Annotated in this window: 10 protein-coding genes; 6 read left to right on the top strand and 4 right to left on the bottom strand. The window is 69.4% G+C overall.

Features of this window, described 5'->3' with window-relative positions; genetic code table 11:
- Positions 1 to 16: 16 nt before the first annotated feature.
- A complete protein-coding gene (locus OO70_RS21185; protein WP_043673497.1) occupies positions 17 to 409 on the bottom strand; it encodes a hypothetical protein in 393 nt (130 codons plus the stop codon).
- Positions 410 to 522: 113 nt separating this feature from the next.
- Here OO70_RS21185 and OO70_RS21180 point away from each other — a divergent pair, with 113 nt between their 5' ends.
- The 4 genes from OO70_RS21180 to OO70_RS21165 all read left to right on the top strand — a co-directional run bounded on the left by OO70_RS21180 (position 523) and on the right by OO70_RS21165 (position 2,876).
- On the top strand, positions 523 to 1,365 hold the full coding sequence (locus OO70_RS21180) for a helix-turn-helix domain-containing protein (RefSeq protein ID WP_043673494.1): 843 nt from the start codon (positions 523 to 525) through the stop codon (positions 1,363 to 1,365).
- Positions 1,346 to 1,612, top strand: coding sequence for a DUF397 domain-containing protein (locus tag OO70_RS21175; protein ID WP_043673491.1), 267 nt, complete (start codon positions 1,346 to 1,348; stop codon positions 1,610 to 1,612). The genes OO70_RS21180 and OO70_RS21175 overlap by 20 nt, the downstream gene beginning before the upstream one ends.
- Before the next feature lie 216 nt (positions 1,613 to 1,828).
- Positions 1,829 to 2,164 (top strand): helix-turn-helix domain-containing protein, encoded by a 336-nt coding sequence (locus OO70_RS21170; protein ID WP_043673488.1) that lies wholly within the window; start codon positions 1,829 to 1,831, stop codon positions 2,162 to 2,164.
- 103 nt (positions 2,165 to 2,267) lie between these two features.
- Positions 2,268 to 2,876 (top strand): TetR/AcrR family transcriptional regulator, encoded by a 609-nt coding sequence (locus OO70_RS21165; protein ID WP_043673485.1) that lies wholly within the window; start codon positions 2,268 to 2,270, stop codon positions 2,874 to 2,876.
- A 193-nt stretch (positions 2,877 to 3,069) separates the two neighbouring features.
- Here OO70_RS21165 and OO70_RS21160 read toward each other — a convergent pair whose 3' ends face one another.
- Entirely contained in the window at positions 3,070 to 3,834 is a 765-nt protein-coding gene (locus tag OO70_RS21160) for an SDR family NAD(P)-dependent oxidoreductase (RefSeq protein ID WP_043673482.1), read from the bottom strand.
- Positions 3,835 to 4,148: 314 nt separating this feature from the next.
- Here OO70_RS21160 and OO70_RS21155 point away from each other — a divergent pair, with 314 nt between their 5' ends.
- A complete protein-coding gene (locus tag OO70_RS21155) occupies positions 4,149 to 4,715 on the top strand; it encodes a hypothetical protein (RefSeq protein WP_043673478.1) in 567 nt (188 codons plus the stop codon).
- A 237-nt stretch (positions 4,716 to 4,952) separates the two neighbouring features.
- Here OO70_RS21155 and OO70_RS21150 read toward each other — a convergent pair whose 3' ends face one another.
- Entirely contained in the window at positions 4,953 to 5,813 is an 861-nt protein-coding gene (locus OO70_RS21150; protein WP_043674033.1) for a metallophosphoesterase, read from the bottom strand.
- A gap of 47 nt (positions 5,814 to 5,860) precedes the next feature.
- Positions 5,861 to 6,457 carry a GNAT family N-acetyltransferase gene (locus OO70_RS21145; RefSeq protein WP_043673475.1) on the bottom strand — a complete coding sequence of 199 codons (597 nt, stop codon included), beginning with the start codon at positions 6,455 to 6,457 and terminating at the stop codon, positions 5,861 to 5,863.
- A 418-nt stretch (positions 6,458 to 6,875) separates the two neighbouring features.
- Between OO70_RS21145 and OO70_RS21140 the strand changes: the two genes are divergently transcribed.
- A complete protein-coding gene (locus OO70_RS21140; RefSeq protein WP_324604865.1) occupies positions 6,876 to 12,890 on the top strand; it encodes a DNRLRE domain-containing protein in 6,015 nt (2,004 codons plus the stop codon).
- The last annotated feature ends 54 nt before the right edge of the window (positions 12,891 to 12,944 follow it).

The raw sequence follows: 12,944 nt of genomic DNA, 5'->3' as shown, positions 1-12,944 counted from the left end.
GATCACGGCGACCGGTTCAGGGCAGGCGGGCTTCACGATTCCGTTCCCGCACCCGCGCCCGCAACACCTCCTCCTGCGCCGCGGGCCCGGTCGCCTCCGGCGGACAGTCCCACTCCCGGCCCCCACCGACCGGCCGCAACTGCACGTTCCCGCCCACGTGCCCCATCACTTCCCCGACCCGCCCGTCCCGTACGTCCACGGCATGCGCCCCGACCGGCGGCCGTTCCCCGCGCAACACGGACGCGAGCTTCTCGGCGGTACGGACATTGCAACGCCCCAGCACGACAAGCGCGAACGGTTCCTCGCTGGCGCCGGTCACCGGGTCCACACACAGGGACGGCAGGACGACACCGACACCGGTGAGCGCCTCCCGGAGCGAAGCGACGACTTCTTCCGTCGACCGCAGCATTCCTTACGCCTCCACGCAGAGTTTGCTGTTCGCAACACAGCGTGGTGGCAACGTGTCTAACCTGGCCATACGGGGAGTCCCAACAAATTCCGGTGTTAGGACAGGGAGTTGCTGTGGCAGGACCGAAGGATCTCGACCCGTCGTCGTCACCGCGCGCTTTGCTCGGCGCCGAACTCCGTCACGCCCGCGAGAAGGCGGGGCTCAGCCAGGACGAGTTGGGGCAACGGTTGTTCGTGAGCGGTTCGTTCATCGGGCAGTTGGAGGCGGGGACGCGGCGGATGTTGCCGGAGTACGCGCGGATGCTGGACGTGGAGTTGGGGACGGGGGATTTCTTCGCGCGGAACTGTGGGGCGGCGGCGAAGTCGAAGTATCCCGAGCACTTTGCGGAGGCGGCGGAGGCGGAAGCGACGGCCACGGAGATCAGGCAGTACTCGACCATGCTCATCCCCGGGTTGCTCCAGACGCCCGAGTACGCACGGGCCGTGTTCCGCGCCTATCAGCCCGCGGCAACGGATGACGTGATCGAGGAACTCGTGACGGCCCGGATCGAGCGGACTCAGCTCCTCGACGACCCAACAGCACCGCTGTTGTGGGCGATTGTTGACGAGGCCGCGTTGCGCCGGGTGGTGGGCGGCCCGGCGGTCATGGCGGCAGCCCTGCATCGCATCACCGGCCTGATGCGCCGGAACCGGGTCATCGTGCAGGTGTTGCCGTTCGAGGCAGGGGCGCATCCCGCCATGCAGGGCTCCATCAAGCTCATGGACTTCGAGGACGCCCCGCCACTGGTCTACTTCGAAGGTGTCGGCACCGGACGTCTGGAGGACGACCCGAGCACCGTCAGGCACCACCGCCTCACCTACGAACTCCTCGCGGCCTGCGCGCTCTCCCCCGAGAAGTCCCTGGCCTTGATCGAGGCGATGGCGCAGGATTACGAGCATGCCGAACAGCACCCCTGAACAAGACCTGCGCACGGCCACTTGGCACAAGTCCAGCTACAGCGGCGGCAGCGGCGGGGACTGCCTCGAAATAGCCCGCTGGCGCAAGTCGACGCACAGCGGCGGCGACGGCGGCGACTGCCTCGAAGTAGCCGACGGCCACCCCGCCCTCGTCCCCGTCCGCGACTCCAAGAACCCCCTCGGCCCGAAACTCGTGTTCCGGGCCGCCGCGTGGTCGTCCTTCGTCGAGGATCTCAAGCACGCCTGACACCGACGCCTCACTCCACCCCGACAACCACCACCGCAAAGTGGAGGAGTACTGGTTCGCAGCGGATCGGCGCATCGTGCTTCTCACCGTCTTCCGCAAGACCCGCATGCATGAGGCGGCCCAGGTCGCGCGCGCGGTGGCCGCTCGCAAGGTGTGCGCCACCGAGCATGGGCCGGCTCACACTACGTACAGTTGCGGCGAAAAAGGAGGCACGCGATGAGCCACACCCGCTGGAAGCTGGCCCGCGAGAAGAAGGTGGCCGAGGAGCACACCGAATCGCCTGAGGTCGCTGCCGAGCGGGCGGAGATCCGGCTGGCCATGGCTTTCGCCAAGGCCGTGTACGACCGCCGGCTGAAACTGGGGCTGACACAAACACAGCTCGCGGACCGTGCCGGGTTGACGCAGGCGAAGATCTCCCGTGTCGAAGGCGCCGACACCTTGCCGACCCTCCCCTTGCTGCGCCGCTTGACCCTGGCCTTGGACGCCTCGCTGAACATCGCACTGGACGATGACCACGAGGAAGTCACGTTCACGGCCCACCCTGCGGCCTGAAGGACCACAGAGGTCAGCCGTACTCCGTGCCGGCCTCCCGGGCTACCCTGGACTCTCCAGTCCATTTAGCGGATGCGGGATACGGGATCCGAGGAGACCAGCCATGCGCGGGCAGCTGACGGCGAAGGGGAAGGCGACCCGGAACCGGATCATCGAAGGCGCTGCCGCGGTGGTCCGGGAGAAGAGTGTCGCCTCGGCGACGCTGGACGACGTCATGGCGCGGACCCGCACGAGCAAGAGCCAGCTCTTCCACTACTTCCCGGCCGGCAAGGACGAACTGCTCCTCGCGGTGGCCCAGTTCGAGGCGGATCAGGTCCTGGAGGACCAGCAGCCGTATCTGAGTTGCCTGGGTTCGTGGGAGGCGTGGGAGCAGTGGCGGGACGTCGTGCTCAAACGCTATGAGGCGCAGGGCGACTGGTGCCCGCTCGGGTCCCTGTTCCTGCAGGTTGGCCGCTCGACTCCCGGAGCCCGGGCGATCGTGATCGAGCTGATGCGCCAGTGGCAGGAGAGCCTGGCGGCGGGCGTCCGGGCACTGCAGGCCGCCGGCCGGCTCCCCGCCGACGTCGATGCCGAGGCGAGGGCCGGGGTCCTGCTCGCCGCGATCCAAGGAGGTGTCTCGGTCCTCCTGTCGACGGGCCGGTCCGATCTCCTGCGCATCGCCCTCGACCAGGGAATCGCGGACCTGCGCCGCGCGGGCTGCGCGGTGACGTGACCGGGCACCGGCCGCTCCACCCGCCCGACGGACACCTCACGTACCCCGCCCCGGCCCCCGACGAACGCCTCACACGCCCGGCACCCCACACCCGGCCCCCGACAGACGGGGTGACGCACCCGGCCCCGGCCCCCCGACCCCCACCACCGGAACGCCCTCACCGACGCACGCCCGGACGCTACGGTCCCGCGCCTCAGCCCGCGATGACAGCGACAGCGTTGCGACCCCCGTCGACGTCGAGCACGATCCCGTGCACGAAGGCGGACTCGTCACCGGCCAGATACACCGCGGCGTTCGCGATCGCGTCAGGTGTTCCGATACGGCCCGCGGGCGTGCCCTTCATCATGACCTCGGCGGGATGGGTCTCGCCGGGGGCGACTTCCAGCACGACACCCGGGGAGATCGCGTTCACCCGTACCCCCTGCGGCCCGAACTCCGCCGCCCAGGCCCGGGTCAGAGTCTCCACCGCCCCCTTGGTCGAGCTGTAGAGGGAGCCGATCGGAATGCCCAGGCGCGAGATCCAGGAACCCAGGTTGATGATCGCTCCGCCGCCGGCCTCCACCATGGCGGGTGCGACGGCCGCGGTGAGGAAGAACGGGGCCTTCACATTGACCGCGTAGACCTGGTCGAAGGTCTTCTCGTCGGTGTCCGCGGTGGAGTCGCCGGGGTAGATGCCGGCGTTGTTGACCAGGACGTCGACACGGCCGCCGAGAATCCGCGTCGCCTCCTTCGCCAGCGCCTGCGAGGAGGAGGCGGCGCCGTCCAGGTCCGCCCGCACGAAGTCGGCACGGCCGCCGCGTGCGCGGATCCCGGCGACGACCTCCTCGCCGCGCTCCGCGCTGCGGCCCGAGACGGCGACATGCGCCCCCTCGGCGGCGAACGCCTCCGCGATGGCCCGCCCGATGTTGCTGGTCGCTCCGGTCACCAGGGCGGTCTTGCCCGAAAGCCTCATCGACATGGTTCAGTTCACTCCGTTGTCCGGTCGGTTCTCGTACGGGACGTGACCCTGGACGGGCCAGGGCGGAGTGCCACTGTGCGACGATGAAATTGGACTCGCAAGTCCAGGATCTGGCCGACGAAACGGCGAAACGGTGAGACCGGCGGGACAAACGAAACTGGCAGGACCGGCGCGAAAGGCCGCGTGCGCGACCGCCCTACGATCGACCGACACCACCCCGGGGCACCATGGAGGGCACCATGGAGGACAGGAGGCAACGCCATGACCCCCCGCACCGCCGAGCACCCACAGACCAAGGATGGCGCCGAGCGACCATGAACCACGCCCAGCAGACCGCCCTAGGCCGCGCCCTCCGCCTCCTCGGCGAGCACGGCGAGGCGCTCACGTCCGACACCCCCGACGCCCGGCTGCACGAGGTCAAGGCGGACCTCAAGCGCGCCCTCGACCTGCTGGACGACAGCGTCAGCGGCAACGCGCCCACCACCCGCTGCCCGGAGCATCCGAACGGCCCGGTCGACAACGACGCCCCCGACCTCTGCCTCCTCTGCGAGACCCGGCGCCGCGCGGCCCGCCGCTCCGAGTTCAACGGCCCCGCCGTCACCCGGCCCACCGACACCACGCCCTCGCGCTACGGCGTACGCGAGGACCGCCCGCAGGCCCAGCAGCGCTGGCTCCCCGAACTGTGGAACGGCCAGGCCTGGCAGCTCTGCGGCACCCCACGCCGCGACCGCCACGAGGCCGAGCTGTACATCAACGCCGCCCGCCGCGGCTCCCGCGCGGCGATGGCGTACCGCCTCGTCCACGAGTTCACCGACTACGAGGTGCTCCGTGTGTGGGGCACACCGGTACACGTGGACATCGAGCCGCTGGGGAATCTGTAGTACGCGCAACGCCGGTACGCACAAGGCCAGTTCACGCAAGGCCAGTTCGCACAACGCGAAGTCCCCGCCCCGCGCGATGCGGGACGGGGACTTCATCGGAGCGCCGGGCAGGCCTTGCACCTGCATTTCCCCGCAGGAAGCGGGGCGTCTTTCCTTGGACCACCAACGCAGCGCCGACCGGCCGGAGTTACGGCGGCGGGCTCAAGATCCACTATACCCCGTGGTCGCGTAAGCCCGCTACGGCGCATGCCGTTCGAGGGCCGACCGAACCTGCTCCGCGTCCAACTGGTACACCGTCTCGTGCGCCCGGGGATCTCGCGCATGGAGGGTATGGAACATCGGCCCGGTCTCCCCGCCCAGCTCCACCAGCGAGGCCGAGGCACCCCGCACGGCCCGCTCGGTGCCGGGCGCGGTGGTCAGATCCAGCCGGTTGACGACACCGGGCGTGACCCACACGGGAGTCGCCTCCAGGAACCCGAAGAGCTGGAGGTGGAAGTGGCCCGTGAGCACGACCCGTACGTCACTCCCCCGGATCGCGTCCGCCAACTCCCCCGGATTCCGCAGCCCGAAGGCCCGCTGCATCGGCGTACCTAGGTTGATCGGCGGATGATGAAAGGCAAGAACGGTCCCGTTCTCGGCCGGAGTCCTCAACTCCTCCTCCAACCAGTCAAGTTGGGCCCGGCTCAGCACCCCGTACACCTCCCCCGGCACGAGCGAGTCGAGCGTGACGATCCGGTACCCGCCGACCGTACTGACAGCGGCACACCCGAACTCCGCCGGAAACACGGCGTCCGCGGCCTCGTGCCCACTCCCCAGCACCTTCCCGAACGCCTCCCGCTCGTCATGGTTCCCGGTCGTGTAGAAGACTGGCACCCCGCCCATCACGCGCGCGAACCCACCCACCAACTCCCGCACGGCCGCGTACGCTTCGACCGCCCCGTCGTTCGCGAGGTCCCCGGTGACGACGACCGCGTCCACACCCCGCTGAAGCCGCAGCTCGGCGAGCATCAACCGCAGCGAGTCCGTCGCGTTGACGCCGTGGCGGTTGGGGGCGTCGGTGCGCTCCAGGTGGGTGTCGGACAGCTGGAGAATCCTCATGTTCCGGCACGCTAGCCCGAGTTGCCACCCCCACCAATAGCCAAAGCTCAACGGGTGGCCGGACGCCACATCGTCGTGACCACCTGGCCGCCGGCGGTGACAATCTCGTCGCGAGCCAGGAAGCCGACGCTCTCGTAACGCTTGTTGTTGGCCGGGTTGGTCGACTCCAGATAGACGGGGGCGCCGAGCGCGTCGATCCGGGCGAGCCCCTCCGTCACCAGGCCCATACCCAGGCCCTTGCCGCGGTGGTCGGCGTGCGTGCCCAGGATCGTGAGGTAGAAGAACGGTTCGACGGGGTGTGCCGCCTCGAACCGCTCCCCCACCACCATGATCGCGCGGGCCGTCTCCGCATCCGTGACCGCGGCCAGCCGCCCCTCCAGCCCGGCGGCCTCCTCCTCGGTCAACTCCACACCGCCCGGCGGAATGAAGACCGCCGCTGCCTCCACCTCCGGCGTCACCAGAGTCCACGGATACCGCAGCGCGGAGCCGGCATAGACCCGCCACATCACGGCCGCCTGCGCGGCCCGCCGCCGCTCGTCGGGGAAGACGGGCCCCCAGACCGGATCGTGGAGGAAGGCGCTGGTGAAGGTGGCGACGACGGCGTCCAGATCGGCGACGGTCGCTACGCGGGAGGCTGAGGTCATACGACTCACGGTACGCACGGACGCCCACAGCCCTCCACGAGGTCATCACAGGGCAATAACAATCTTTACCGCGGCAACAGCACAGACTGCCGGGTACTTTGCACTCATCAGCCACTCTCGGCACCTCTTGTCCGACAGGCAGCCCTTGGTCGATCCACAGAAAGCGCAGCCTCCGGAATCCGGAACCCCGCCCGGGTCAAGAGCAGGTATGCCAGAAGCTCTGGCTTTTGATCACTTCGTGACTTTCCTTTTGCTTCGCTTCACAGTTTCTTGACCTTTTATCAGCGGTTCGTGACGCACTGAGCGTCACGAGGTGATCGCTGGAGTTGAGTTGGGACTCAAGGGGAGAAGGGTCTTCTCGGCCACAAGGGGGCGGGGGAGATCATCGGGAGCTTTGCCGAGGCGTACGGCGCTGGCCGTGGCCGCAGTGCTGGCGGCGGAGACGGCGCTGGTGTCGTTGGAGTCGGGTGCGGCCTTCGCGGCCGACTCGGGCACCACGGTCGCAGCGGCCGTGGCGGACACCAAGTCGGCTGCCTCGTCGGCGGATTCGGTGGACGCGGCGCTGCTCATGGCACGGTTGCAGGACCGGAAGATCGAGGTGCTGTCGGAGCGGACGGCGGACTCGACGACGAACGCGCTGCCGAGCGGTGAGCTGCAGACGTCGACGTACGCGGGGCCGATCCGGCAGCAGGTGGCCGGCGGAACCTGGCGGGACATCGACACCTCGCTGTCGGACACGGGCGCGTCGCTGGAGCCGGACGTCGCCGCGGCCGACATCGCGGTCTCCGACGGCGGTGACACCGCGCTGGTGTCGGTCGACAAGGGGAGCACGTCGTTCGGCCTGGGCTGGGAGTCGAAACTCCCCACGCCGACGGTGAAGGACGACACCGCCTCCTACGACCTGGGCGACGACCAGACCCTGACGGTGACCGCGCTGGCCCAGGGCTTCAGCCAGAACATCGTCCTGGACGCCAAGCCCGACAGCGCCCCGGTGTACCGAATCCCCATGCAGCTCAAGGGACTTGAGCTGTCGATCGCCGACTCCGGCCACCTGCTGCTGAAGAACGCCGACGGCAAGCTGGTCGCCGAGGCGCCCGCGCCGATGATGTGGGACTCCTCCAAGGACGACGCTTCCGGTGAGTCGAAGCACCAGGCGAAGGTCACCACCAAGGTGGAGACCGCAGCCGACGGCACCCAGACCCTGGTTCTCAGTCCCGACGCGGACTACTTGGCCCAGGACCTGACCTACCCGGTCACCGTCGACCCGACCTCGACCCTCGCCGTCACCACGGACACCTGGGTGCAGACGCCGGACTACACCGACTCCCAGGTCTCCTCGACGGAGTTGAAGTCGGGCACGTACGACGCGGGCAGTGATGTGGCGCGCTCGTACCTGAAGTTCGACGTGTCGAAGTTCGCCGGCAAGCACATCACCGACACGAACCTCGCGCTGTACTCGTACTACGCCTCGACCTGCTCCACCTCGGGCGCGGGTACGCAGGTGCGGCGGATCACCTCCACCTGGTCGTCCTCCACCGTCACCTGGGCCGCCCAGCCGTCGACCACCACGACGGGCGCGGTGACCAACACCGCCGCGCTGGGCTACAGCACCTCCTGCCCGGCGGGCACCATGAACTTCGACATCGACACCATCGTGCAGGCCTGGGCGGACGGTTCGACCAACTACGGCCTCCAGGTGCGTGGCGCGAGCGAGACCGACTCGCTGACCTGGCGGCGCTTCCGTTCCGCCAACTACGTCTCCGGGGACGGCTCGACCGAGCCGCACCTGACGGTGACGTACAACTCGTATCCGGCGACGCCGAGTTCGGCGGCGATCTCGCCCTCACAGGTCAACGCCTACAACGGCAAGCGCTACGTCACCTCCCTCACCCCGACCCTCTCGGCGAAGGTCACCGACCCCGACGGGTCGGCCACGAAGGGGCAGTTCGAGGTCACGGCGGACCCGGCGTACGCCGACACCACATACACATACACCGCCACGTCGTCCTCGGTGGCCTCCGGTGCGACGGCGAAGCTCACGATCCCGTCGGCCTCCGCCTTCCCGGCGGGCGTGCACCTGCGGTACCGGGTGCGGGCCTACGACGGTACGGACTACGGCAGTTGGACCGGCTACACCACCTTCGTGATGAACACCGGCCTGCCCGCCGCACCCACCGTCACCTGCGACACGTACACACAGAACGGCTGGACGGCGAAGGCCGACGACGCCGACACCTGCACCATCGACACCTCCTCGTCCGACGGGGCCGGCTACCACTGGGGGCTGGACAACAGCAGCCTGCCGAACAAGAAGCTGGACACCACCAACGGCAACGGCGGCGACGCGGCCACCGTCTCCATCGACCCGGCGAACGGCTGGCACACGCTCTACGCCCGTACCGTCGACTCGGGTGGAAACTTCTCCGCCGCAACCACCGCCTACAGCTTCGGTGTCGGCGCGGACGGCGCGGCGATCCTCTCCCCGGCCGGCGGTGACACCACCGCCCGCCGCCTGACCCTCGCCGCCAAGGGGCTCACGACCTACACGGGTGTGACCTGGCAGTACCGGCGCGGCGAGACCGACACCTGGCACACCGTCCCGGTCGGTGACGTCACCGCCTCCGGCAGCGCGGTCTCCGCCTGGCCGGTCGCCGTCACCAGCGGCACCGCCGCCAAGTTGGTCTGGAACACGGTCAGTTCACTCTCCGAGGACGGCGCGATCGAACTGCGTGCCGCCTTCACCGACGGCACCACCACCGGCTACTCGCAGACCGTCGAGGCCACCCTCGACCGCGACGCGGGCACCGCGCCGACCGCCGAGGTCGGCCCCGGCACGGTGAACCAGCTCACCGGCGACTACACGCTGGACGCCACCGACGCCACCGCCTTCGAAGCCTCCGTCAGCCGCACCTACTCCTCGCGCGCCAACTCCACCGACACCGAGGGCCAGGCCGAGATCTTCGGCCCCGGCTGGACCTCCTCCGTCACGGGTGCGACGAGCGACTACACACAGATCCGCAAGACCTCCGGCACCTCCGTCGAACTGCTCAGCGGGGACGGCGGCGCGATCGCGTTCACGCTGAACTCGGACGGGAGTTGGGCTCCGCAGACCGGCGCCGAGACCCTCACCCTGACGGGCACGTCGTCCGGCACGACGTTCACGCTCACCGACACCGACGCCAACACCACGGTGTTCACGAAGGCGGCCTCCGCAGCGACGACCTGGACCCTGTCCTCCTCCGCCACCGCGGTCGACGACACCACGGTCACCACCGTCTCGGAAACGGTCACCTCCGGCACCACGACCCTGGCGCGGCCCAAGTACGTGATCTCCCCGACCGGCGCGGTCACCGCGGCCACCTGCCAGGCGACGCCCACCACCAAGGGCTGCCGGGTCCTGGAGTTCGTCTACGCCTCGTCCACCACCGCCACGTCCAGCGCGCTGGGCGACTACACGGGCCAGGTCAAGGCGATCAAGCTGTGGGCCACCACCCCGGGTGCCACCGCCGCCACCGCCGAGACCCTCACTTCGTACGCGTACGGAGCGTCCGGCAAGCTCCGCCAGGTCTGGGACCCGCGCATCAGCCCGGCCCTGAAGACGGAGTACACCTACGACTCCGACGGCCGGGTGGAGACCCTCACCAACCCCGGCGAGTTGCCCTGGACGTTCACCTACGGCAAGGCCGGCTCGGCCCTGACCGCGGGCGCGGGCATGCTGCTCAAGGCCACCCGCGCGGCCCTGGCCGAGGGTTCGGACAGCACCACGTCCGGCACGGCGGTCACCACCGTCGTCTACGACGTCCCGCTCTCCGGCACCACCGCCCCGCACCAGATGGACGCCACCACGGTCGCGACCTGGGCGCAGGACGAAGCCCCGACCGACGCCACCGCCGTCTTCCCGGCGGACAGCGTCCCGGCTTCCACCACCGGCAGCGACCTGACGTCTTCGGCGTACGACCGCGCGACCGTCACCTACATCAACGCGAGCGGCGAGGAGACCAACACCGCCAGGCCCGGTGGCCCGATCACCACGACCGAGTACGACGAGTACGGCAACACGGTCGCGGATCTCACCGCGGCCAACCGCGAGCTGGCGCTCGGCGGTTCCGCGGACGAGCTGGCCGAACTCGGCCTGACCAACCTGTCCACCGCCGACCGCGCCCAACTGCTGGCCACGGTCTCCGAGTACTCGGCGGACGGCGAACGCCTCACCGACGAGTACGGCCCCCTGCACGCCGTCACCCTCGCGAAGGAACTGACCGGCTCCACCACCGAGTCGACACTCGCGGCGGGCACGGTGGTCCCGGCCCGCGCCCACACGGCGTACACCTACGACGAGAACAAGCCCACCGACGCGGCGGTCTCCGACCTGGTGACCTCCACGGTCACCGGCGCGTCCGTCGCGGGCTACGCCACCGACGCCGACACCACCACGACCACGACCACCTACGACTGGTCCACCGGCCGGGAGAAGGCCACCGAGGGCGGTGGGACCACAGCGCTCGTGACGACGTACGACGACGCCGGCCGCGTCGCCACCACGCGCACCGCGGGCTCCTCCGGCTCGGACGCGGGCACCCTGGCGTACACGTACTACGACGCGGACGCCTCCGGCACCTGCGCCTCGGTCGCGTGGGACGGCCTGCTCTGCAGGACCGCGCCCGCGGCGGCGATCACCGGCGGTGGGACCAACCCCACCGAAGCGGTCACCACCGTCTACACCTACGACCGATGGGGCCAGGGCGCGGGCAAAGCGGAGACCGCCAACAGCGTGACCCGCACCACCACCATCACGGTGGACGCGGCCGGCCGGACGACCAGCACGGCGATCACCGGCGGCACGGGCACGGACACCCCCGCCACCACCGTCACCTACGACGAGACCAACGGGCAGATCGCCACGCAGACGTCCAACGGCCAGACCATCGCGGCCGGGTATGACGATCTGGGCCGGCAGACCTCGTACGCCGACGGCGCGGGCAACACCAGCACCACGTCGTACGACGTGCTGGACCGCCCGGTGAAGACCACCGACTCGGCCCCGTCCACCGTCACCTACGCCTACGGCACCGCAGGCAAGCTGAAGACCCTGACCGACTCGGTCGCGGGCACCTTCACCGGCACCTACGACGCCGACGGCACGCTGGTGACGGAGACCCTGCCCGGCAGCTACACCCTCACCGTCACCACCGACCCGGCCGGCCAGCAGACCGGCCGCGAATACACGACGTCGGACGGCACCACCGTCGCCTCCGACACCGCCGGTTACACGGTCGCCGGACACCGCTCCGGCCACACCCAGACCGACGGCTCGACGACGGAAACGGCGTACACCTACGACAGTGCCGGCCGCCTCACGAAGGCCGCCGACACCACGGCCAACGGCTGCACCGCCCGCGCCTACACCTTCGACGCGAACAGCAACCGCACGGCCCTGACCGCGAGTTCGGACGACTGCGACAGCAGCACCTCCGACACCACCGCGAACACCACGTCGTACACGTACGATTCGGCGGACCGGCTGGTCAACTCCGGCTACGTCTATGACGCGTTCGGCCGCACCACCACGAGCGGCAGCACGACCCTGGCGTACTACACCAACGACCTGGTGCGCACCGAGACCCTAGGCACCAGCCGTAACTCCTGGTCCCTGGACGCCGCCGGACGCCTCGCCGTCCAGACCGCCCAGACCCAGGCGACCGACGGCACCTGGACCACGTCGTCCACCACGACCAGCCACTACGGCTGCGGCTGCGACAGCCCCACCTGGACGAAGACCGGCACCACCGTCACCCGAAATGTCCAGGACCTCACCGGTGACCTCACCGCCACCACGGGCGCCGACGGCACAGCCGTCCTGCAACTCGCCAACCTGCACGGCGACATCGCCGTCCAGCTCCCGCTGGACACCACCGTCGCGGCCACCGTCCAGCACTATGACGAGTACGGCAACGTCCAGGACGACACAGCGGCCACCCGCTACGGCTGGACCGGCACCAAGCAGCGCTCCGGCGACACGCTCAGCGGTTACACGCTGATGGGGTTGCGGCTGTACGACCCGTCCACGGGACGGTTGCTCCAGGTCGACTCGGTCGTCGAGGGCTCGCCGAATCACTACGGCTACCCTGTCGACCCGGTCATGATGTACGACCTCGACGGTACGAGCTGGTGGAGCAGCTGGTACTGGAAGCGGCGGTGCATCATGCTCGTCGGGATGCTCATCCTCAGCGTCATTCCCTGGACCTCGTGGACCAAGATCGTGACGATCGCGTACCGGATCTCGAGGGATCTGAAGCGCGCGAAGCGAATCATCCGCGTCGTCCGGCGGATCGTCCGCGGCGAAGGGTTCAACGCCAACTCCGTGGTCCAGGGGATCTTCACCCTGTACTTCGGGTGGAACGACATCAAGACCGCCTGCCGCAAGGCATGGTGACCGGCCGACCCGCTGAGGTCCTTTTCCGTCAGTTCCGTTTGCTGGAGAAAGGTT

The organism is Streptomyces xylophagus (assembly GCF_000716435.1).
Taxonomy (GTDB): Bacteria; Actinomycetota; Actinomycetes; order Streptomycetales; family Streptomycetaceae; genus Streptomyces; species Streptomyces xylophagus.
This window is presented reverse-complemented; position numbering and strand designations above follow the sequence as displayed.